The organism is Nostoc sp. PCC 7524, from assembly GCF_000316645.1.
Taxonomy (GTDB): Bacteria; Cyanobacteriota; Cyanobacteriia; order Cyanobacteriales; family Nostocaceae; genus Trichormus.
This window is the reverse complement of the sequence record NC_019684.1, coordinates 5,367,551-5,388,830: the sequence shown is the minus strand read 5'-3', so window position 1 is coordinate 5,388,830 and position 21,280 is coordinate 5,367,551. Positions and strand designations below refer to the sequence as shown.

The 21,280-nt window shown below is 43.4% G+C and carries 18 protein-coding genes and 1 tRNA gene; 10 read left to right on the top strand and 9 right to left on the bottom strand.

Translation table 11 applies throughout. The annotated features are described in order from the left end of the window. Positions 1-36: 36 nt before the first annotated feature. From NOS7524_RS21900 to pyrE, 5 genes are all read right to left on the bottom strand, one after another. A complete protein-coding gene (locus tag NOS7524_RS21900) occupies positions 37-1,428 on the bottom strand; it encodes a PP2C family protein-serine/threonine phosphatase (RefSeq protein ID WP_015140666.1) in 1,392 nt (463 codons plus the stop codon). A 1,003-nt stretch (positions 1,429-2,431) separates the two neighbouring features. Beyond that, a complete protein-coding gene (gene ftsY / locus NOS7524_RS21895; RefSeq protein ID WP_015140665.1) occupies positions 2,432-4,063 on the bottom strand; it encodes a signal recognition particle-docking protein FtsY in 1,632 nt (543 codons plus the stop codon). Positions 4,064-4,403: 340 nt separating this feature from the next. Continuing rightward, positions 4,404-5,033: a transcription antitermination factor NusB gene (gene nusB / locus NOS7524_RS21890; RefSeq protein WP_015140664.1), complete on the bottom strand. Its 630-nt coding sequence runs from the start codon at positions 5,031-5,033 to the stop codon at positions 4,404-4,406. 110 nt (positions 5,034-5,143) lie between these two features. Continuing rightward, positions 5,144-5,917, bottom strand: coding sequence for a DUF502 domain-containing protein (locus NOS7524_RS21885; RefSeq protein ID WP_041555417.1), 774 nt, complete (start codon positions 5,915-5,917; stop codon positions 5,144-5,146). A 252-nt stretch (positions 5,918-6,169) separates the two neighbouring features. Further along, positions 6,170-6,787, bottom strand: coding sequence for an orotate phosphoribosyltransferase (gene pyrE, locus NOS7524_RS21880; RefSeq protein WP_015140662.1), 618 nt, complete (start codon positions 6,785-6,787; stop codon positions 6,170-6,172). 101 nt (positions 6,788-6,888) lie between these two features. Here pyrE and NOS7524_RS21875 point away from each other — a divergent pair, with 101 nt between their 5' ends. Beyond that, on the top strand, positions 6,889-7,323 hold the full coding sequence (locus NOS7524_RS21875) for a hypothetical protein (protein ID WP_015140661.1): 435 nt from the start codon (positions 6,889-6,891) through the stop codon (positions 7,321-7,323). A 128-nt stretch (positions 7,324-7,451) separates the two neighbouring features. On the opposite strand, the gene NOS7524_RS21870 is transcribed toward NOS7524_RS21875, so the two are convergent. Continuing rightward, positions 7,452-7,524: transfer RNA gene (locus NOS7524_RS21870), tRNA-Ile, on the bottom strand. Between the two features lie 203 nt (positions 7,525-7,727). On the opposite strand from NOS7524_RS21870, the gene NOS7524_RS21865 reads away from it, so the two are divergent. Beyond that, positions 7,728-8,432: a hypothetical protein gene (locus NOS7524_RS21865; protein WP_015140660.1), complete on the top strand. Its 705-nt coding sequence runs from the start codon at positions 7,728-7,730 to the stop codon at positions 8,430-8,432. A 162-nt stretch (positions 8,433-8,594) separates the two neighbouring features. Beyond that, the gene (locus NOS7524_RS21860; protein WP_015140658.1) at positions 8,595-9,944 is read left to right on the top strand and encodes a hemolysin family protein; all 1,350 of its coding nucleotides are present in this window, start codon (positions 8,595-8,597) and stop codon (positions 9,942-9,944) included. A 100-nt stretch (positions 9,945-10,044) separates the two neighbouring features. On the opposite strand, the gene queC is transcribed toward NOS7524_RS21860, so the two are convergent. Further along, positions 10,045-10,719 carry a 7-cyano-7-deazaguanine synthase QueC gene (queC, locus tag NOS7524_RS21855; protein WP_015140657.1) on the bottom strand — a complete coding sequence of 225 codons (675 nt, stop codon included), beginning with the start codon at positions 10,717-10,719 and terminating at the stop codon, positions 10,045-10,047. 559 nt (positions 10,720-11,278) lie between these two features. Here queC and NOS7524_RS21850 point away from each other — a divergent pair. The 7 genes from NOS7524_RS21850 to NOS7524_RS21820 all read left to right on the top strand — a co-directional run bounded on the left by NOS7524_RS21850 (position 11,279) and on the right by NOS7524_RS21820 (position 18,521). Continuing rightward, positions 11,279-12,361 carry a Gfo/Idh/MocA family protein gene (locus NOS7524_RS21850; protein WP_015140656.1) on the top strand — a complete coding sequence of 361 codons (1,083 nt, stop codon included), beginning with the start codon at positions 11,279-11,281 and terminating at the stop codon, positions 12,359-12,361. A 266-nt stretch (positions 12,362-12,627) separates the two neighbouring features. After that, positions 12,628-13,245 (top strand): DedA family protein, encoded by a 618-nt coding sequence (locus NOS7524_RS21845; protein ID WP_015140655.1) that lies wholly within the window; start codon positions 12,628-12,630, stop codon positions 13,243-13,245. 223 nt (positions 13,246-13,468) lie between these two features. Then, entirely contained in the window at positions 13,469-14,614 is a 1,146-nt protein-coding gene (locus tag NOS7524_RS21840; protein ID WP_015140654.1) for a ParM/StbA family protein, read from the top strand. Between the two features lie 5 nt (positions 14,615-14,619). Continuing rightward, the gene (locus NOS7524_RS21835) at positions 14,620-15,120 is read left to right on the top strand and encodes a hypothetical protein (RefSeq protein ID WP_015140653.1); all 501 of its coding nucleotides are present in this window, start codon (positions 14,620-14,622) and stop codon (positions 15,118-15,120) included. A 244-nt stretch (positions 15,121-15,364) separates the two neighbouring features. Then, positions 15,365-16,801, top strand: a complete 1,437-nt coding sequence (locus NOS7524_RS21830) for a phosphoglucomutase/phosphomannomutase family protein (RefSeq protein ID WP_015140652.1) — start codon at positions 15,365-15,367, stop codon at positions 16,799-16,801. Positions 16,802-16,884: 83 nt separating this feature from the next. Further along, positions 16,885-17,466 (top strand): RdgB/HAM1 family non-canonical purine NTP pyrophosphatase, encoded by a 582-nt coding sequence (gene rdgB / locus NOS7524_RS21825; RefSeq protein WP_015140651.1) that lies wholly within the window; start codon positions 16,885-16,887, stop codon positions 17,464-17,466. Between the two features lie 248 nt (positions 17,467-17,714). After that, a complete protein-coding gene (locus tag NOS7524_RS21820; RefSeq protein ID WP_015140650.1) occupies positions 17,715-18,521 on the top strand; it encodes a Tab2/Atab2 family RNA-binding protein in 807 nt (268 codons plus the stop codon). A gap of 231 nt (positions 18,522-18,752) precedes the next feature. Here NOS7524_RS21820 and lysS read toward each other — a convergent pair whose 3' ends face one another. After that, positions 18,753-20,279, bottom strand: coding sequence for a lysine--tRNA ligase (lysS, locus tag NOS7524_RS21815; RefSeq protein ID WP_015140649.1), 1,527 nt, complete (start codon positions 20,277-20,279; stop codon positions 18,753-18,755). Positions 20,280-20,389: 110 nt separating this feature from the next. Then, complete coding sequence (locus NOS7524_RS21810; RefSeq protein ID WP_015140648.1) at positions 20,390-20,938, bottom strand: GNAT family N-acetyltransferase; 549 nt, start codon at positions 20,936-20,938, stop codon at positions 20,390-20,392. Between the last annotated feature and the right edge of the window lie 342 nt (positions 20,939-21,280).

Genomic DNA, 21,280 nt, shown 5'->3' with positions numbered 1-21,280 from the left:
CCTAGTCAACCTCAATAGATAACTATTGACGATTAACTATTCAATTTGCAAAACAACTAGCGTCATATCATCCGTGTTTTGTCTCTCAGAACCGATAAATTGCTGCACCTGATCAAATAAGTAATCAACCATTTCTTGCGGCCCATTACAGTACCTACAAGCGTTATGGAAAGCAGCAACCAAGTTTTCTTCGTCGAAGCGATCGCCACTCGCTGCCGCCGCATCCGTCAAGCCATCTGTATAATAAATAACCGTGTCCCCAGGTTCTAACTGCACCTGGGCATCTTCATATTGGCTATTCGCATCCAACCCAATTAACATTCCCAAAGTATCTAAGCGGGTAATACTTTTCGTAGCTGCGTGCCACCACAGAGGGGGGTTGTGTGCAGCATTACTATAAGACAAAATGCGATTTTGAGGATTATATTCTGAGTAAAATAACGTCACAAAGCGGTGAGAATTTTCCAAATCCGCATACATGACTCGATTCAAGTTTTGCAGAACTCCTCCAGGAGAATTGCCATGCAAGACCTCACCTCGTAGCATTCCCCGCATCATGGTCATAATTAACCCAGCCGGAACACCTTTACCCATGACATCCCCAATCACCAAACCCCAACGTCCAGTATCTTGACTACCTCTGTAGTTGTGTGGGTAAATTTGACTGTGATTAGTGGGGATAAAATCATAGTAGTCTCCACCTACACGATTGGCAGGTCTACAGCGTGCCGCTAGGATAGCACCAGGAATAGAAGGACATTGGCGCGGTAAAAGTCGCCTTTGAATCTCCGCACCAATTTCTAATTCTTGGTCTAAACGTTCTTTTTTCCTCAGTTCTACTGCTAATTCATCATTTTCAATCGCTACCGCCGTTTGGTCTGCTACTAGCCGCACTAACTTTTGTCTGGTTTCTGTCCAGCTATATTGGGGGTCTCGACTGAGTACATATAGCCATCCCCGCTCTGTATGCTTAACCAAAATGGCTGTGCCAAAAATTTGCACATCCGGCCCCAAATGGTGGTGCATCTGTGCATCTAACATTCCTGTAGCCGTGGCTAAAGGTGCAGTGTTAGAGGCAAGTGTCACTTGACTGCTGGCTGTCTCTAAAGCTTTGCGGATATTTTTCCGTTGACGGCTATCTTGCCAGTGTAATTGCTCTAACCTGATTTGACCGTTAGGCTTGTAAAGAAATAAAGCACTCCCATCAGCATCTGTTACTCTTGTAGCCATCAGGGGAATCAGTTCCAAAAACTGATTCAAATTATTAAAGCTTCTAAGGGCAAATCCTAGAGAACTGAGTAAATCTTGGATTTTATTCTGTTCCCGGTGCAGTCGTGACACAAGTTCTTTGAGTGCTACGACTGGTGTGACATCTGTCGTTGTAGCACTATTATTGCTTTCGGTAGGTTGAGAAGGTACTTGAGACACAGTTACAGTTACTATCGCACTGGAAAAAACAGATTTTAGATTACTTATACACTTTTTGTTTTGATATTGCTAAACCATATTGGGTCAAGATTTGTTGCTTTAGCAAGAGTAGAAAGACGTAAGACATAAGTCTATCAAGTATTGTATTTGTTTATAAATTTCTACCTCAAGATAGGAATTTTAATCAATGGATTTTTAGGCAAAAATTGCTGTAGCAAAATCAGCAATTTCCCTTCCCAAATAGAAAGACGTTAATCTTTGCATGGTTGAATTAGCAAATCATACATCTTCAGGCATAAAAATATACTTTGGGAGATAAATTTTTCTATGCCATTCATCAAGACTTGAGTATATGGTGTTTCTCGTTTTAGTGAGATACATCTCATTAAATTCAGAGGCTAGAGGCCAAGGGCTACAGGCTAGTGTATACCTCATGTAATTGGGAACTGCTATATCTGATCAAGTTAATGGCTAAGACTGATCTAGGTAAGAATGAGCCAGAAGCCAACAAAGTTATCAATGTGCATACTGCAATCTAACAGATGGTGTTTAACGCACTCAAAAAAGAACTATACAGTTGATAACACATAAATCAAAAAAAGCCTCTCCTCAGAAATTTAATTAATTCCAGCTTGCTGCCGAGTTTTAAATTTTAACCTCATGTTGCTCACCTCTAATTTTCTTACAGAGAATATTTAGGATATACTTTGAAAAGTAGACACTGAATGTAACATAGATTAGTGCTGCTTGAGTTTACTGACCCCAATTTAAATATTTGTGGATACCAGTAGATATGCTTTTACCGTATTTAAAATCATCCCGATGGGAATGGAAAAAGCAGTATTAGAGTGAAATTTTAGCAAATAATATCCAAATATTGTAGAAAATTTATTATCTGCCCTTTGTTGAAGCGAGATAGATAGATGGGGGAGCAGAGGAAGCAGGGGGCAAAGGGAGAGCCGTCTCCCCCAATCTCCAATCCCCAATCCCCAATCCCCAATCCCTAACTTAATAGGGCTTCGACGAACTCGTAACTAGAAAAAGGACGTAGGTCTTCAATTCCTTCGCCTGCACCAATAAAGCGGATGGGTAAGCCTAGCTGTTGCACAACTGCCAGGGCAACGCCTCCTTTCGCCGTGCCGTCTAGCTTGGTTAGGACTACGCCACTGAGTTGGGCTGCTTGGGAAAAAACCTCAGCTTGTCGCAATCCATTTTGACCTAAAGTGGCATCTAAAACTAAAAGCGATTCTATTTTGGCATTAGGGGCTTTTTTGTCGATAATTCGCCGGATTTTACTGAGTTCATCCATTAAGTTTTTCTTATTTTGCAATCTGCCGGCGGTGTCAACTAGCAGTAATTCTGTGCCGCGTGCTTGAGCAGCTGCGATCGCATCATAAACCACAGCAGCAGGATCTGTATTCTTGGCAGGATTAGCAATCACTTCTACACCACTTCTTCTGCCCCAAACCTTCACCTGTTCCACAGCCGCAGCGCGGAAGGTGTCAGCTGCACCAATCAAGCATTTATAACCAGATTTTTGAGCTAAGTGGGATATTTTACCGATGGTGGTAGTTTTACCAGCACCATTAACTCCGGTAATTAACCAAATATTTAGCTGTTCTTTGTCTGGGGCAAAGTTAGCTGTGTGAGATTTTGTCAGGGGTGCCTCTAGCATATCCCGCAAGATTTGCTTCAGGAAAGCGATCGCTTCTTCCGGTGGAGTGACTTCTTCCCGCAGTTTTTTCTGGAGGGCGTTGATAATATAATCTGTTGCTTCTACACCTACATCAGCTTGCAGGAGTACAGCCTCAATTTCTGCCACAGCCGCTTGGTTGAGAGGCCCTTGCCCTACAATTGCCTTCAGTTGATTGAGGATATTCCGGCGTGTTTTATCTAATCCTTGCCGGAGTTTTTTCAGCCAGGTAATTTCTTCAATCGAAACGTCTTCTGGCCGTCTACCTTGAGCTGCTAATACTTCTGCTGACCAAACAAATCCTTCATCAAAAACCAGTCCGCCTGTTTCTTCTCCTGCTTCGGTGGTAGTACCTACTGGCTGTACTACTTCTGGTTCTGGCACCTCAATAGCACTGGCCATTAATCTTTCTTGCTTGGCTTGCTGTTCAGCTGCTGCCCGTTCTAAAAAGGATAAAGTTGCAGGTGGTGGCTCAGTAGTTGTTGATGTTGTCGGCTCTGGCTCAGTTTCTGCATCTGAGGCGCTGGCAACAAAAGTTGTATCTTCTATTTCTGTTGTAGTAACAATTACTTCTTCTACATCTTCAGTAGCTGCAACAGAAGTAGTTACTTGTGCTTCTGGGAATGGGGTAGTTTCTATAACTTCATTTGTAGATGTTGTAGTTTCTACCTCAGCCGTTGCAGTAGGTGGTTGCTCATCTGCTGAGTCAGTTGTAGTTTCTACTGTTTCGGATTTTTGTTTTTCCTGAATATTTTTATAAGCGGCTTTAGCAAATGCCAACAAGTCGGCCGTTGAGTCTGGTGCAGTTTCTGTTGTTGGAGGTGACGTTGCGGCTGACTCTGGCTGAGATTCTTCTGTGACTGGTGGTGTTTCTCCCTGTTGTGTTTCCGAGGGGGTATCTGAGGAATCGTTATATTGACGACGGAACCAATTAAAAACCATTGCAGCTAGCGGTGTTAGTTTTTATGTGAGTATGAGCTATGAGTATCTAAGTTATGAGTTTAATTTAACTCTTTACTCTTACCTGGGGTGAAAACCTCCGGGTTATCCTCACCTCTCAATGCCAGTTTGCTCAATAGGAAAAGCCCCTGAATGCAACTAGCGCCTCTTCACTTTCAACTCAAAACTTACCACTCATCAGCAATGCAAAATCAAAATTGTTGATTAGGCAATAGGCAATAGGTAATAGGCAATAGGTAATAGGCAATAGGCAATAGGCAATAGGTTTTATTTCTTCTCCCCAGTCCCCAGTCCCCAATCCCCAGTCCCCAATCCCCAATCCCTAAGCAGTCTGCTTCTGCTCTGTCACTCGGCGTAAAACACCATTAATAAACCGATGTCCTTCATCTCCACTGTAGCGTTTGGCTAACTCTACGGCTTCGTTAATAGCCACTCTGTCGGGGAGATTTAAACATAGCATTTCTGCTACAGCGATTCGCAGAATATCTCTGTCGATTTGAGCTAGACGAGTAACTTGCCAATCTACTAAAGCGGTGGAAATTTGTTCGTCAATAATACTGCGATTCTCAGTGATGGTTTGGACAAGTTTGATGGCATATCTACCCACTTCCCGATCCTGATTGGCTAGCTGAATTAATTCTGGGAATTCAAGGGCAGATCCTAATTGATTAATCGCTGTTTGGGTATATTCCATTGCCTCTTTGAGCATGGTTCTAGCTGTATTGAGGTCTGAGGCACGGGTTTCACTGGTTAATAGGCGATCATGACTACGTTGCAGTTCACCAGTAGCGTTATCTAAGGTATCTTGAACTTCTGCTCTGAGAGTACGTACTGTTGCTAGTACCAATTTAGGCAGATGCTCCTCAGTTAACTTTTTGGGGTTAACTGGTAACTGGCTCAGGCTTAAAAGTGCCAGTTCACGGGCGATTTGTTGAGGTTTACGTTCTTGCATAAAAGTTAAGTTTTTCCGTAATAATGTAATTTCAGAGTTACAAATCTATCAGTTTTGATAGAGCCAAACAACAATATTATCTGTTTGGCTATCGATTTACCGGATGGTTTTTAGGTTTCTTCGATGGGAACAATTGGTCGTTTGATGTCGCGGGTTGGTGATTCCAAACTATGTTCTTTGGTGATCACTAGGGGGGGTAAAGGAGTATTAGGCGTGACAATACCGCCAGAGACTATCACTTTAAAAGCATCTTCTACAGACATTGAGAGGTTGACTACCTCCTCTTCTGGAACTATGGCATACCATCCTGTAGTGGGGTTTGGGGTGGTGGGAATAAAAACGCTCAACATGGGACGAGACATATGGGCTTGAATTTCACTACCAATCACACCTGTCACAAAAGCGATCGCCCACATCCCCTGACGGGGATACTCTACTAAAATGACTCGGCGAAATCTATTATTGGAGTCTTTGAGTAGTGTTTCCAAAAGCTGTTTGAGGGTTTTGTACACCTGTCCAGCTAAGGGAATAGCCTGTAAGAATCGCTCACCAAAATCTAGTAACCACCTACCCGCAATGTTTCTAGCCATTAACCCGATCAGCAAAATACTGAACAGGGGTACAGCTAGTCCTACTGCTAAATTTAGGATATTGACTAAAATCGGGTGCAGCCCATCAAAGGGATTGAGTTGTTTAGGAACTTGGGTGAGAAAGTTAATCACCCAATTAGCAATAGTGATTGTTAGCCAAATAGTAGTTGCTAGTGGAATCACTACTAACAACCCAGCAATCAAGTCATTCTTTAAGTCCTGTTTGAGATGGTCAATTCTCAAGCCCCTATGCTCTTTTTTTAGGATAGTGGAACTTTCTTTATTAGTGTTCATTCCAGTAGATTTGTCCAATTGCGAAGACACTGCTTGTGAGTTTTTTGACCACAAGCTCCTGTCTAAAACGACAATAAGTTGAACCCTTGCCATTGAAGATACGCACTATTGACTGGGAAACCAAGAATTTTCCGGCAAAAGTGCATATAGATACTCCTCAACTCAGCTCAAAGCTAGTTGGTGTTTCAGGATGTTACTTTTATTCGTACAACTTGTAAACGATTGTTGCAAATCTCTTATTTATTACTCATCTTATCGCAATTCCCGATATCGTTCCTGAATGTCCTTAATCGTAAACACAGCCTCAAACTTCAACCCTACAGACTGGTAAAATTCTGCTCCTCCTTGTTGTCTGTCTACTAACGAAATTACTTCATCAACCACGTAACCAGCAGATCTTAGCCGCTCAACAGCTTTCATTGCCGATTGTCCAGTCGTGACGACATCTTCCAACACCACCACTTCTGCACCTTCAGGTAAGTTGGGACCTTCAATATATGCCTTAGTCCCATGACCTTTAGCTTCTTTGCGAATAATCAAAGCTGGAATTGGTCGATTTTCATAGGCAGACACTACACTCACCGCCGTCACAATTGGATCAGCCCCCAGTGTTAAACCAGCTACAGCTTGAGTTTCTGAAGGTAATAGAGATAAAAGAATACGACCTATTGCTAAAGCACCTTGGGGATGAAGTGTTACCTGCTTACCATTTATATAGTAAGAGCTGGGTTGTCCAGAAGAAAGGACAAAATCACCCTCTTGATAGGCAAGTTGACAAAATAAATCCAGTAGTGTTTGGCGCAGAGTGGAGATATCGGCAGTGGCCGCCCAAATATCTGATTGGGTAAGGGTTTCAGTAGAATACGTCATTACAAATTATTGAAAGTTGTGCTACACCAAAGGTTGAACTCATGGGAGTTCTGAAATTAAGCATAAGTTAAGATTTGCCCAAAAATTGAGGAGTAAACAAGATGGGTATAAAATTTAAGACCTTTGCTGGCTTATTAGTATTTTTAGCTACAGGCATTGCTTTGCCAGCGATCGCAAATGCTGAGTCACAAGTACCCAATTATGAAAGCACGAGTGATGTGTTTGAGCGTGCTTATTTTCGGCACGATCGCAACTTTTACGAAAATACCACTCCCAAGCGCCAGTTAGACTCATTTTTGGGTTCTGGTTCTGGTTTCCGCAATTCCTTCCCAGAAAATGAAATTGCCCGTGATGCTGAGTTAGTCAACACACTCTACCGAGATGTTCTTACCCAACAGGCAATGAATGATCCTTATATTCGTACACCCGACTTACCCAATCCTTACAACACATCCTTGCTCATGTCCCCCCGGATGAATGCCAATAAATTACAGCTAGGGACAGAATTCCGCTTTGGGAGTTCACTACAACCATAGGAGTGCTGAGTGCTGAGTAATAAGTAAAACGAGTTATGTTATTTGGTCTGTAGACCTAGTTTTGTTACTGCACTCACTTAAAACTCAAGACTCATAACTCAGCACTCACAACTTAGAATTCCATCAAATCCAGGGTGCAGGAGTTGAACCTGCCTTGGGCGAATTATGAGTTCGCTGCCTCAACCGCTCGGCCAACCCTGGTTAGATTTAGATTGTATCCTATATTTATGGCCTGTGTACCATCAGAAACAATCTGATCAGTTTCTATACTACACAATTTATTTATGGGATAGTGCAAATTATGTTTAATTAAGTTATTTTAAAGATTTACGCATATGGCTTCAACACTATTAATATACTCCGGCTAAGATAGACCAGCATTCTTATGCAATAGCTTGTCAGCAATGAAAATTAACTCTACTGTCGTTCTTACTTTGGTTTTGTTAATCCTGATGTTAGGCGCAGGCTCTGTGAGCGCATTCTTAGGATTTAATTTGGGAAGCTCTGCACTCAAAGGAGTCACATCCCCAGATGCTCGTCCTACCAGCAAGTTTACTAGCAGTAAATCGTCTAATTCACCATCAGGAGAAGTAACACTCTTAAAAGAGGAAGAAATCCTGAAAATTGTCAAATCGCGAATTGAAGGTAAAACTAAAGCCGCTAAATCCGACAAGCTAGAGGAAGATGAAGAGGAAATTACTGTCAAAAAGCAGAAGCAGGAGAATAAGTCTGAGGAAGTGGTTGCAGAAAAACTCCAACCAGGATTTCCTGTTGCTGCTGAAAGTGCAGGGGTAAATTTTGCTGTACAGTCCGCTCGTTACTCTGGTGGCGATTTACTACTAAGAGTCAAAATGCAAAACAAAGGTGCTGATTCTGTCCGCTTTTTGTATAGTTTCTTAGATGTTACTGACGATAAAGGTAGAACCCTGAGTGCTAGTACAGAGGGATTACCAGCCGAATTACCAGCCAATGGCCCAGCATTTTCTGGTACAGTGAGCATCCCTACAGCTTTACTGGATGATGTGAAGAAAATTTCCCTCGCTCTTACAGATTATCCTGATCAAAAATTAAAGCTAGAGGTAGCGAATATCCCTGTAGATAGGCAGTGATGAGGGAAATGAGGAACATGAGGGGGATGAGGGAGACAAGGGAGACAAGAAATATAGTCAATATTTTTCTCAGTACCCAGTCACGCGAGTCTGGCACCACCTCACCACGCGGCTGACTACCCAATTCCCAGTACCCAATCCCCAATAGCATGAGTTGTGGCGGTGAATGAATTTCCTAATTTGAGCTTGACAGATGTGGGACTACGGTTGTTGTCAGTGCTGCTGCTGATTGCAATCAATGCTTTTTTTGTAACGGCAGAGTTTTCTATAGTGACGGTGCGTCGATCGCGCATTCATCAGTTGGTTGAGGCTGGTGATATCCAGGCGATCGCTGTCGAGACACTACAACGCAGTATTGATAGAGTGTTATCGACAACCCAGTTGGGTATTACCCTCTCTAGTTTGGCTCTGGGGTGGATGGGCGAAAGTTCTATTGTGGTGGTTATCGGTTCATGGCTCAAATCCTTACCGTTAACCTACCGTATGAGTAATGCGATCGCTCATTCCATAGCAATTCCCATCGCCTTTTTTTTAATTGCTTATCTGCAAATCGTATTAGGGGAGTTGTGTCCTAAATCAGTAGCCATGCTCTACTCTGAGCAGCTAGCGCGGTTTTTAGGGCCATTAATGAAAGCGATCGTCCGTTTTTTTAGCCCCTTTATCTGGATTCTTAACCAATCAACCAGTTATCTGTTGCGACTATTTGGCATCGAATACACTGGTCAAAGTTGGAGACCACCCGTCACTCCAGAAGAACTACAGCTGATTATCTCTACGGAACGGGAATCTACTGGTTTAGAAACAACAGAGCGAGAATTACTCAATAACGTTTTTGAATTTGGTGATGTCACGGCGGAAGATGTGATGACTCCCCGTACTGGTATTGTTGCCTTATCCAAAGATGCCACATTTGAGACGTTACTCCAGGAAATGCTCACGACTGGACACTCTCGTTATCCCATCGTTGGCGAATCTCTAGACGACATTCGGGGAATTGTTTACTTTCGGGATTTAGCCAAACCCTTAGCATTAGGGAAGCTCAATATAGACACCCAAATTCAACCTTGGATGCGTCCGACTCGGTTTGTACCAGAAAACACCCCCCTGAGTGAACTCCTGCCGATGATGCAGCAAGAAAAGCCAGCTATGGTCATAGTTGTGGATGAATTTGGTGGAACTGTAGGGCTAGTAACTATCCAAGATGTGATTGCCGAAATTATTGGCGATGCCGGGCAATCGGAAAGCAGCGATGATTTGCTGATTGAGATGTTAGATCCACAAACATTTTTGGTGCAAGCCCAAGTCAACTTAGAAGACTTGAATGAAGTGTTACATCTCAATTTACCCTTAACTAAGGAATATCAGACCCTAGCGGGTTTTATACTTTATCAATGGCAGAAAATGCCCAACCCAGGCGAAATTTTCCACTACGACAATCTTGAATTTACAGTGGTATCTGTTGACGGGCCGCGCTTGCATCAGATTCAGTTGCGGCGGTTGATTGGGGAATAGGGACTGGGGATTGGGGATTGGGGACTGGGCTAGATAAATATTAGTATTCTCCCCTGCTCCCCTGCTCCCTACCCCAAGTCCTCTGCTCCTAATGCCCATCTTAAGCATATGGCAATGGATCAACCAGTCCTAATTCCTTAAAGGCTGCGAGTCTTAAGCTGCAAGAATCACAAACACCGCAAGCAGCATCACCGCCAGCATAGCAAGACCAAGTTAGTTCCCAAGGGACACCTAATTTGTTACCAAGTTGAATGATCTCAGTTTTTTTTAGATCTAGCAGGGGGGCAATAATTTGAATTGGTTTTCCTTCGCGTCCTTGTTTTGTACCTAGGCGAAACACTTCTTGCATGGCTTGGATGTAGTCGGGACGACAATCGGGATATCCTGAGTAGTCTAAGGCGTTAACCCCGATGTAGACACGTTCAGCTGCGATCGCTTCGGCGTAGGCAAGAGCAAAACTTAAAAAAATGGTATTCCGTGCAGGTACATAGGTAACGGGAATATTTTGTGACATCTCTTCTAAAGAACGCTCTTGAGGTAAGGCGATCGCATCGTCTGTCAATGCTGAACCACCCCATTGCCTTAAATCAAAGTTAACTACCTGATGTTGTACCACCCCAGCTTTCTGAGCCACCAGCAAAGCTGATTGCAACTCTCTGCGATGTCGCTGCTGATAATCAAAGGACATCGAGTAACACTCACAACCATCGGCCTTTGCTTGGTACAGAATTGTCGAAGAGTCTAATCCCCCGGATAACAAAATTACAGCTTTCATTTCAGGTTTAAATTGTGGATATCCAACGCCAAATCATACCCCCAGATTAAAGGGTAGTTTTCTCTATACCACACATAAATTTGATTTCCGTACATATGGACGGTAAAACTCTTGGGTGCTGCCCATAATTATGCAAAAATTATCCGATTATATTCAGTGCTAGCAGTCTCAAATAAATCTTTTTTTATGTAAACATTCCAGTATGATATTTTTAATAATTATTTTGTAATCTTCTTAACAATGAGATTGTCAAGTTTCAACCCAGATAATTTATTACCTAAATGTCTTTTCAGAATTTCCACTTAGAACTACTAGGATTTTAAAGGTCATAGTAAAGACGTATTGTAGTTTGCGTAAAGCAGAAAAAACCGAGCAATTTAACAATGTCTATACAAAAGACAGCTAGATTACGGGAACTGAACGCAAACTTTGAAATTCTTCATAAACAAGGCCTCTATGTTACCATCTGGATGGTTTTAGACAGAGCATAATCGGCTGTCGAGTATAAACGCCAACGGCCATAGCGTCTCTAAATTTGGTGGTTGAGGAGAGAACAATAGTGCAAAATAGCATGTCAGTGGCAGAACCAAATTCATACACACAACGCAACCAGCCACGACCGATTCGCGTAGGTGTAATCGGCGTAGGTAACATGGGACAGCATCACGCCCGAACACTGAGTTCAATGAAGGATGTTGAACTGGTCGGCGTGGCAGATATTAATGTCGAACGAGGCTTAGAAACCGCCAGTAAATACAAGGTGCGTTTTTTTGAAGATTACTGTGACCTGCTGCCCCATGTAGAAGCGGTGTGCATAGCTGTTCCCACTCGCTTGCATTATGCTGTGGGCATCAACTGTCTTTTGGCAGGCATTCATGTCTTAATTGAAAAGCCCATCGCTGCTAGTATTTCTGAGGCAGAATCTTTAGTGAATGCTGCGGCTGAATCTCAGTGCATTCTGCAAGTCGGTCATATTGAGCGATTCAATCCAGCATTCCGGGAATTACATAAAGTGCTGAAAACAGAAGAAGTTCTAGCACTGGAAGCTCATCGCATGAGTCCTTACTCCAACCGAGCTAATGATGTTTCAGTGGTGTTGGATTTAATGATCCATGATATCGATTTACTACTGGAATTGGCTGCTTCGCCGGTCACAAACTTAACTGCCAGTGGGACTCGCGCCTTAGACTCCGGTTATTTAGATTATGTGACTGCTACTTTGGGTTTTGCTAATGGCATTGTTGCAACTTTGACAGCCAGCAAAGTCACTCACCGAAAAATTCGCCGCATTGTTGCCCACTGTAAAAACTCATTCACAGAAGCCGATTTTCTCAAGAATGAAATTTTGATTCATCGACAAACACCTGCTAATTCTCTAAATGACCATAAGCAAGTGTTGTATCGGCAAGATGGTTTGATTGAAAAAGTTTATACTACTAACATTCAACCCCTAAATGCAGAATTAGAACATTTTGTCAACTGTGTACACGGTGGTAATCAGCCTTCCGTGGGTGGGGAACAGGCACTGAAAGCTTTGAGATTAGCTAGTTTAATCGAGCAGATGGCTCTGGAGGAACGTGTGTGGAATCCATTAGATTGGCAGTCTGAATCGAGAGTGCAATCATTGACTCCAACAGCATAAAAAATTACAAATTAAAAAATAAAGGGTAAAAGTCAACAGTAAAAAATTGGACTTTTACCTTTTTTTGTTTCGTAGTAAGGACTTTAGTCCTCGAAACTACTACTTCTCTGAATATACAAGGGTGCATCAGTTAGAGAAACCCTTGAATTACAGGGAGTTGATTCGTACTGACGCACCCTACTAGCAGAAAACTGGGGATGATTTATTTTTTGGTGTTCCGTTAAACTGGGTAACGAAAACTGTCCAGAGTCTGAACAACTAATTTCATGTCATCTGACTGGGTAAAAAATATTATTGAATCCTTGGGCTATTGGGGAATTGGGCTGTTGATGTTTGTAGAAAACCTGTTTCCGCCAATTCCTTCAGAATTAATCATGCCGCTAGCAGGATATACAGCCAATCTGCCAGGGTCAAAGCTCAATATCACTGGTGTTTTTGTGGCGGGACTGTTAGGTTCTGTTACAGGCGCACTTATCTGGTATTATCCAGGAAAGTTTTTAGGTGAAAAGCGTTTAAGAGATTTAACCGATAGGTATGGCAAATGGATTAGTGTATCTAGCAAAGACATCATCAAAGCCAAGCGGTGGTTTGATCATCAAGGTAACAAAGCGGTTTTTATCGGTCGTCTAGTTCCAGGCGTTCGTACTTTGATATCCGTACCCGCAGGGATAAGCAATATGCGGTTGCTACCATTTTTATTTTATACAACTTTAGGTAGCGCCCTTTGGGTGGGTTTGTTAACATACTTGGGTTACGCATTGGGTAGTCAGTATGAACTTGTGGATAAGTACCTAGCCCCTGTATCTAAAATTGTACTTGGGAGTTTGGTTATAGCATTTGTCGTCTGGTTACTCAAACGTAAGCGCAGAAACACAAAAACTTAAAAAACATTTACCTTTAATTGGGCTGTGGGGGTTACATCTGGTAAAAATTCGCCTACACTATGCCAAATAATGCTGAATTGACGATCGCCTAAATTTTACTAAAACTTTAAAATTTGGCGTATTTGTAGTTACACTTGACGAAGCCAATAATTTCTGGTATCCCGCATATTTGTACGATAGGCATGGTAACTTTTTACAGTTAAGTTAAGGACTAGGAGCTTGTATGACAGACCAACCTTCCGCCGCTACCCCCATGAATGCTGCTGCCATACCTCTGAACAGGGTGTCAGCATCTACCCCCATTAATGCCACAACCCCTAAAGCTAGTAACGGTTCGGGCAAATCTATTCTCAGCGTTGATTTAGGCAGAACTTCCACAAAAACCTGTGTGAGTCGCGAACCTAATAATGTGATGTTCGTGCCTGCTAACGTGAAACAAATGTCTATAGAGCAAGTACGTGGCGGCGTATTTGAAGCTCGTGCTACTGATCCTCTGATGGATTTGTGGCTGGAGTATCAAGGCAAAGGCTACGCTGTCGGTCAATTGGCAGCAGACTTTGGAGCTAACTTAGGAGTTGGCCAGTCCAAAGTGGAAGATGCACTCGTGAAAGTTTTGGCTTGTGCTGGCTACTTCAAACTCAGAGATGAAATTTCTGTAGTGCTGGGTCTACCTTTCCTCTCTTTAGAGCAATTTGAACGGGAAAAAGCCCAGTTAATCAGTCAAGTTACCGGGCCTCATGTGTTGAACTTCCGGGGCGAAGCTGTATCTTTGAATATCTCTAAAGTTTGGGTAATGCCAGAAGGCTATGGCAGTCTGTTATGGTCAGAAGCCCAACCTAAAAAGAGTGGTAGTAGCCCTGATTTTACAAAAATATCCGTGGCGATCGTCGATATCGGACACCAAACCATCGATTTATTGATGGTGGATAACTTCCGGTTTGCTCGTGGTGCTTCCAAGAGTGAAGACTTCGGTATGAGCAAGTTTTATGAGATGGTAGCTGCCGAAATTGATGGCGCAGATAGTCAATCTCTAGCCTTAATTTCTGCGGTGAATAAACCCAAAGGCGATCGCTTCTACCGTCCCAAAGGTGCTAGCAAACCTACCAACCTAGATGATTTCCTACCCAACTTAATCGAGCAGTTCTCACGGGAAATTTGCAGTCGGGTTTTAGCTTGGTTGCCAGAGCGCGTCACCGACGTAATTATTACAGGTGGCGGTGGAGAATTCTTCTGGGAAGATGTACAACGTCTACTCAAAGAAGCTAAAATTAACGCCCACCTATCAGCTCCTTCTCGACAAGCTAACGCCTTGGGGCAGTATATTTATGGAGAGGCACAATTATCCGCCAGTCGCTCTTCTAGGGCTTAAACAGAATGTTCCAATGGTCAAAAAAGGTAGTTAAATCGGTTACGTTCAACCCAGAGGTCGCTGACGAAAGCTTGTTAGCGGTTGTAGAAAACTATTTAGAAAAACAACCAGATAAAACTTTTAGCGACCTCTGTAAAGAAGCCTTGTGGCAAACTTTATGCGTACCGGAATCTGTAAAACCTGGTCTCAAAGCAGCAGCGACAGGATCGGTTGAACAAAAAATCGATGACCTGCAACGTCAAGTAGCTGACCTTGAGGAACGTTTCTTTGCCAAAGAATCAAATCGACTAGAAGCACTCGAACGCCAGATTCTACAACTGACTCAACAGATGGCGCATCTGGCAATTATGGTGACAGAGCGACCCGTGGTTTATTCGTCACCTCCACCCGCACCAGCAGTAGAAGTAGTTAACCCTACTACCACTACTCCTACTTATGCTGTAAACCCTCCTGAAGAGGTTGACCCCTTGATCAGTCGTTTAAGCCAGTATCTTGATGATTTTTAACAAAAAATCATAAATTGTGAGCAGATTCTGCTCCTATAAAAATTCCTTAATAGTTTACCTATTAAGGATTATTAATATTTATAGATTTTAAATTGGGCATTGGGCATTGGATTTTCTTCCTCTGTCACCTGTCACCTGTCACCTGTCACCTGTCACCTATAACCTGTCACCTTCCCTGCCTCTTTTGTTACTTCTCAGACTGTACAAATGCTAGAATCCTCAAGTGTATGCTGAGGATACCTGAATGCCAGTTATAGAGAGCATAATCAAGTTTGGTACAGACGGCTGGAGGGGCGTAATTGGGGATGAATTCACCTTTGAACGTCTAGCTTTGGTCGCACCTGTTGCAGCAAAAGTATTATATGATACATATTTTTCGACGGTTGGTAGTCGCACAATTATTGTGGGTTACGATCGCCGGTTTATGGCAGAAGAATTTGCCCGTGTTGTGGCTGATGCTGTCACCGCAGTCGGCTTTGATGTGCTGTTAAGTGAAAGCTATGCCCCAACCCCGGCTTTTAGTTGGGCAGCTAAACAACTCAATGCTTTGGGGGCGCTAGTAATTACAGCTAGTCATAACCCAGGGGCGTATTTAGGATTAAAAGTTAAAGGTTATTTTGGTGGTTCAGTATCACCAGAAGTGACAAAAGATATAGAAGCACTGTTATCAACAGGTGTACCAGCAGCAGCTACCCCTGGTAATTTAGAAAAGTTTGATCCTTGGCCAAGTTATATCCAAGGCTTAGAAGGAAAAGTTAATATTGCCCACCTCAGAGAAGCGATCGCCTCTGGTAAACTCACCGTATTCGTGGATGTGATGCACGGTGCAGCCGCTAGCGGTTTAGGTAGATTATTAGGTGAGCGTGTCCAAGAAATCAATAGCAACCGCGATCCCTTATTTGGTGGCGGTGCGCCAGAACCCTTACCTAAATACCTATCTCAGCTCTTTGATGTGATCAAAACACATCGAGATCGCAATCAATCAGGTTTAACGGTGGGTTTAGTATTTGATGGCGATTGCGATCGCATCGCCGCCGTCGATGGAGAGGCGAATTTCTTAAGTTCCCAAGTGTTAATCCCAATACTAATAGACCATTTAACCCTCAGACGTAATTTTACAGGGGAAATTGTCAAAACCGTCAGTGGTTCTGATTTAATACCCAAGGTAGCAGAACTACATAACCTGTCAGTATTTGAAACACCAGTTGGGTATAAATATATTGCTGACCGGATGTTAGTCGCACCAGTATTATTAGGTGGGGAAGAATCGGGAGGCATTGGTTATGGTAGCCATATACCCGAACGGGATGCCCTATTATCAGCATTATATGTTTTAGAAGCGATCGTTGAATCTGGGCAAGATTTAGGAGACTATTATCGCCACCTGCAACAACGGACAGGCTTTACTTCTGCTTATGATCGCATTGACTTGCCCCTAGCTAGCATGGAAGTCCGAGCCAAGCTACTGCAACAACTGCAAACCCAACCATTAACAGAAATTACAGGTAAAGCCGTAATTGACTGTAAAACCATCGACGGTTACAAATTCCGCCTCGCTGATCATAGTTGGTTAATGATCAGATTCAGTGGCACAGAACCAGTTTTACGCCTCTACTGCGAAGCCGCCACCATTGAAGAAGTGCATAAAACCCTAGCTTGGGCTAAAGACTGGGCGGAGTGAAGACGGTAGAGGAGTAGGGGAGCGGGGGAGATTTTAGCCCAATCCCCAGTCCCCAATCCCCAATCCCTATAAACTATTAAGCAATGACTATCCTCATAGTAGCTACAAGTAACCCTGGTAAGTTGCGAGAAATGCAAGCTTACCTCAAAGATACTGGCTGGGAATTACAACTCAAGCCGGAAGAATTAGAAATTGAAGAGACAGGTGACACCTTTACTGAGAATGCTTGCCTGAAAGCCTCACAAATTGCTCAAGCTACGGGAAACTGGGCGATCGCAGATGATTCTGGTTTACAAGTAGATGCCCTCAATGGCGCACCAGGGGTATATTCTGCCCGTTACGGTACTAGCGACTCAGATCGGATTGAGCGATTACTCAGAGAATTAGGTAGTGAAGTTAACCGCAAAGCTCAGTTTGTGTGTGTAGTAGCGATCGCTTCTCCTGATGGTAATATTGCTATCCAAGCCGAAGGTATTTGTCCCGGTGAAATTCTTCATGCACCCCGTGGTGATGGTGGTTTCGGCTATGATCCAATTTTTTACGTCCCCGACAAGCAATTGACTTTTGCCGAAATGACACCGGAGTTAAAAAAGTCAGTTAGTCATCGTGGTAAGGCTTTTGCCGCTTTACTTCCCCAACTAGAAACATTATGTCCCTTTGAGTAAGAACAACGAGCGTGGCGGGAGCATCGTTACGAATTGCGGTGTTGATCGTAAAATCAACATAATTTACGCGATGTGCAACTTATTTTTGAAACCCCTCTCCAAACCTCTCCCCTGCAAGGAGAGAGGCTTTGATTCTTGCTCCCCTTCCCTTGTAGGGAAGGGGTTGGGGGTTAGGTTTGAGAGAAAGTTGCACACGGCGTTAATTCGTTTTTTAGTAAACTGTGACGGGAGTCTTCTGGGGGTATGAGATGAGTCTGGTTTGGCAAGCTGATTTTTATCGTAGTCCCCAACAAGATGCAGCAGGACAGGCGCTATGGGAATTGTTGATTTGTAATGTCAATCGCAGCTTTGAATATGTTGCCACTTGTTTCCAATCGGAGGCGAATTCTAGCTGGTTAACTGCTCAAATTCAACAGGCGGCTGGTGAAAACCTACCAGATGTTATACAGGTGTTTCGTCCTCAATCTTTAAGTTTAATGGAAGTGGCTGGGCGAAATTTAGGTATCACTGTCGAACCTCAGCGCCGCACTTCAGCTTTAAAGCAATGGTTGCAGGAAAAAAAATATCCTATAGCTATAGATAAGCCACCCCCAGCGCCATTACCTGACAACTTATGGGGGGAAGAGTGGCGTTTTGCCACAATTGCTGCTGGTGATCTTGTCGATTTATTTAGCGATCGCCCCATTCCCATGTTGTCTGTGCCAGAATCCCTGCAACCGATTAACCTGGGTTTAGCTTCCACAATTGCCGTTCCTGGTGTCATCATTTATGGCGGTAGGCGATCGCTACGTTTGGCACAATGGATACAACAAACCCGTCCTGTATCACTTAATTACATAGCTGGTGCGCCGGATGGTTTGGTACTAGAAGCAGGTTTAGCAGATAGATGGATTGTTGTGACTTTTGAAGATGCAGAAGTAGCGGCGGCGGCGAAAGTTTATGAACAGCGCAAACAGCAAAGCCGAGGACTACATTTTCTGATAGTACAACCTGATGATTCTGGTATGACTTACAGTGGTTTTTGGTTATTGCAAGCTGAAGATAAAAACCTGTAGAAACTGAAAATGTCAAGTTTCTCCAGGTTTTGATAATTTGCTAACGACTATTGACAAAAGAAAGGCAGAGGGCAGAGGGCAGAGGGTAGAAAGGAAGAAAACTGCTTGTTGGGTTCAAGCCCGAACGCCAGTTCTCTTAAGTCGGGAAACCCGCCCACGAGACTAGCTCCCCCTTGTGGGTGGCTTTTTCCTCCTTCTGCCTCCTGCCTCCTGCCTTCTGCCTTCGATTGACTAAGGTGCTGATTCTGGGGCAGGTTCTGATTTTTCTGGCTTGAGTAAGGGGAAAGCAATGACATCGCGGATACTAGCAGAATCAGTTAATAACATGACTAACCGATCAATCCCAATACCTAAGCCCCCAGTGGGTGGCATACCATATTCCAAAGCAGCAAGGAAGTCTTCATCCACACCTTGAGCCTCTAAGTCCCCGGCAGCTTTCCGCGCGGCTTGTGCTTCTAGGCGTTCTCTTTGATCGATGGGATCAGTTAATTCTGAGAAACTGTTGGCAGTTTCCCGCCCAACTATAAATAACTCAAAGCGTTCCACCAAGCCAGGCTGAGAACGGTGAGGTTTGGCGAGTGGTGAAATTTCTACAGGATAGTCAATCACAAAGGTAGGCTGAATTAAGTTGGTTTCTACCTTTTGTTCAAAGGCTTCATTTAAGAGTTTGCCAATTGAAGTTACATCTTCTATACCTGTCAGTCCAGCATTTTTACTAGCTGCTTTAGCTTCTGCCAAAGTTGGGAAAGAGTTGAAATCTAAGCCGGTAGATTCTTTAACTAAATCGTGCATTGTCACCCGCCGCCAAGGTGGTGTTAAGTCTACAGTTTCACCTTGGTAGGTAATTTGCAGTGTGCCGAGAACTTCTTGCGCCACAGTGGTGATAATACCTTCTGTGAGCGCCATCATATCGTTGTAATCGGCGTAGGCTTGATAAATTTCAATTGAGGTAAATTCGGGGTTGTGCCGTGTTGAAATTCCCTCATTGCGGAAAATTCGCCCCAGTTCAAACACCTTTTCAAAACCACCCACAATCAACCGTTTGAGATGGAGTTCTGTGGCAATTCGCAGATACAACTCCATTTCCAGGGTGTTGTGGTAGGTGATGAACGGACGTGCATCAGCACCGCCTGCTTCACTTTGCAAAACTGGCGTTTCAATTTCTAAAAAATCTCGTTGTTCCAAATAGCGACGAATACCCGCCGTAATTTGGGCGCGACGACGAAAAGTTTGGCGGACTTCGGGGTTAACAATCAAGTCAACGTAGCGTTGACGGTATCGCTTGGCAACATCCGTCAACCCATGCCACTTGTCGGGTAGGGGCAGAAGGGATTTAGTGAGGATGGTGTATTGTTTGACGTAAACCGATAACTCGCCCTTTTCAGTCCGTTTGATAGTACCTGTAACTCCGAGGATGTCCCCTACATCTGTGAGTTGCTTGAGATGATTGAAGGCATCGGCATCAACCTCTGCCATATTTTCCTGGATACGATTTTTCTCCAAATACAGCTGAATTGTGCCTGTTTCATCTTCCAAGGTGAAAAAAGCCAATTTACCGAAAACCCGACGCGCCATAATGCGTCCAGCAATGGCTACTTCTAATTCAACTTCTTCGCCACTGGGTAAATCGGCAAATTTTTCTTGCAATTGGGCTGCATGATGGGTAGATTCCCAACGATAGGCGTAGGGGTTAGTCCCTAGCTGCTTGAGTTGTTCTACTTTCTCCAGCCTGGCGGCACGGATATCTTCTTCCGACATGGTAACGAACTAAATAGGGCAAGATTAATTATAAATGCTGGAAAAGTAGACGGTGTGGGTGGGAGTCAATAGTTATTGGGCAATAGGCAATAGGCAATAGGCGTTAACAGTTACCTGTCACTTGATAACTGTTCACTGTTTACTGATTTTTGCTCTCCTGCGCCCAATTCCCCAATCCGTAGTCCCATAATGATTAAATCTCGTTCCACTCCATCCAAGTTTGCTACTTGGGGTAAATGTCCCCACTGTTGAAAGCCGAAGGATTGAAATAGTTTTAAGCTGGGTTGATTGTGAGCAAAAATAAAGCCCAATAAGGTTTTTAAACCTAATTTGGGACTTTCGTGAATGGCTGTGGCTAATAGTTGTTTTCCTAAACCACACCGATGGAAAACTGGAGCAATATAAATACTAATTTCGGCAGTGGTATGATAAGCCGGTCGTCCGTAAAATGATTGGAAACTCAGCCAGCCTGCTATGACTCCCTGTTGTTCAATTACCCACAGGGGACGTAAGTTAGGCGATCGCGCTTGAAACCAAGCACGGCGACTTTCTACGGAAACAGGCTCTAAATCAGCAGTTGCGAGACGGCTAGGGATTGCAGCATTATATATTGCCACTATTGCAGGCAAATCAGTTTCATTCGCATGACGGATGGTCATTACTGCCGTTTTGCAGAGAATTTTGATCAAACATTCACAAATAATACATTGTTCACAGTAATAATTCTATGTCTCCCACAGTAATTATTACGGGTGCTTCTCAAGGGATTGCTAAGGCAACAGCATAGGTAGTTTACGTGTGTACAGTATAATTTATCTTCATTCACTGCGATTTTATAGCGCGATGGTCTACTACTTCTTCTCACATACAAGGGTGCGTCAGTCAGAGAAATCCTTGATATACCTAGAAATTATTCGTACTGACGCACCCTACTATATAGTCAATTGGGGATAATTTATTTTTTGGTGTTCCCCATAATGATAGGTCTCTAGTCAAAAGAT

Coding starts and splice junctions, on each gene's coding strand:
- ftsY (WP_015140665.1), bottom strand. CDS start 4,063: ATGGTTTTTAATTGGTTCCGTCGTCAATATAACGATTCCTCAGATACC.
- nusB (WP_015140664.1), bottom strand. CDS start 5,033: ATGCAAGAACGTAAACCTCAACAAATCGCCCGTGAACTGGCACTTTTA.
- NOS7524_RS21885 (WP_041555417.1), bottom strand. CDS start 5,917: ATGAACACTAATAAAGAAAGTTCCACTATCCTAAAAAAAGAGCATAGG.
- pyrE (WP_015140662.1), bottom strand. CDS start 6,787: ATGACGTATTCTACTGAAACCCTTACCCAATCAGATATTTGGGCGGCC.
- NOS7524_RS21875 (WP_015140661.1), top strand. CDS start 6,889: ATGGGTATAAAATTTAAGACCTTTGCTGGCTTATTAGTATTTTTAGCT.
- NOS7524_RS21865 (WP_015140660.1), top strand. CDS start 7,728: ATGAAAATTAACTCTACTGTCGTTCTTACTTTGGTTTTGTTAATCCTG.
- queC (WP_015140657.1), bottom strand. CDS start 10,719: ATGAAAGCTGTAATTTTGTTATCCGGGGGATTAGACTCTTCGACAATT.
- NOS7524_RS21845 (WP_015140655.1), top strand. CDS start 12,628: ATGTCATCTGACTGGGTAAAAAATATTATTGAATCCTTGGGCTATTGG.
- NOS7524_RS21840 (WP_015140654.1), top strand. CDS start 13,469: ATGACAGACCAACCTTCCGCCGCTACCCCCATGAATGCTGCTGCCATA.
- NOS7524_RS21835 (WP_015140653.1), top strand. CDS start 14,620: ATGTTCCAATGGTCAAAAAAGGTAGTTAAATCGGTTACGTTCAACCCA.
- NOS7524_RS21830 (WP_015140652.1), top strand. CDS start 15,365: ATGCCAGTTATAGAGAGCATAATCAAGTTTGGTACAGACGGCTGGAGG.
- rdgB (WP_015140651.1), top strand. CDS start 16,885: ATGACTATCCTCATAGTAGCTACAAGTAACCCTGGTAAGTTGCGAGAA.
- NOS7524_RS21820 (WP_015140650.1), top strand. CDS start 17,715: ATGAGTCTGGTTTGGCAAGCTGATTTTTATCGTAGTCCCCAACAAGAT.
- lysS (WP_015140649.1), bottom strand. CDS start 20,279: ATGTCGGAAGAAGATATCCGTGCCGCCAGGCTGGAGAAAGTAGAACAA.
- NOS7524_RS21810 (WP_015140648.1), bottom strand. CDS start 20,938: ATGACCATCCGTCATGCGAATGAAACTGATTTGCCTGCAATAGTGGCA.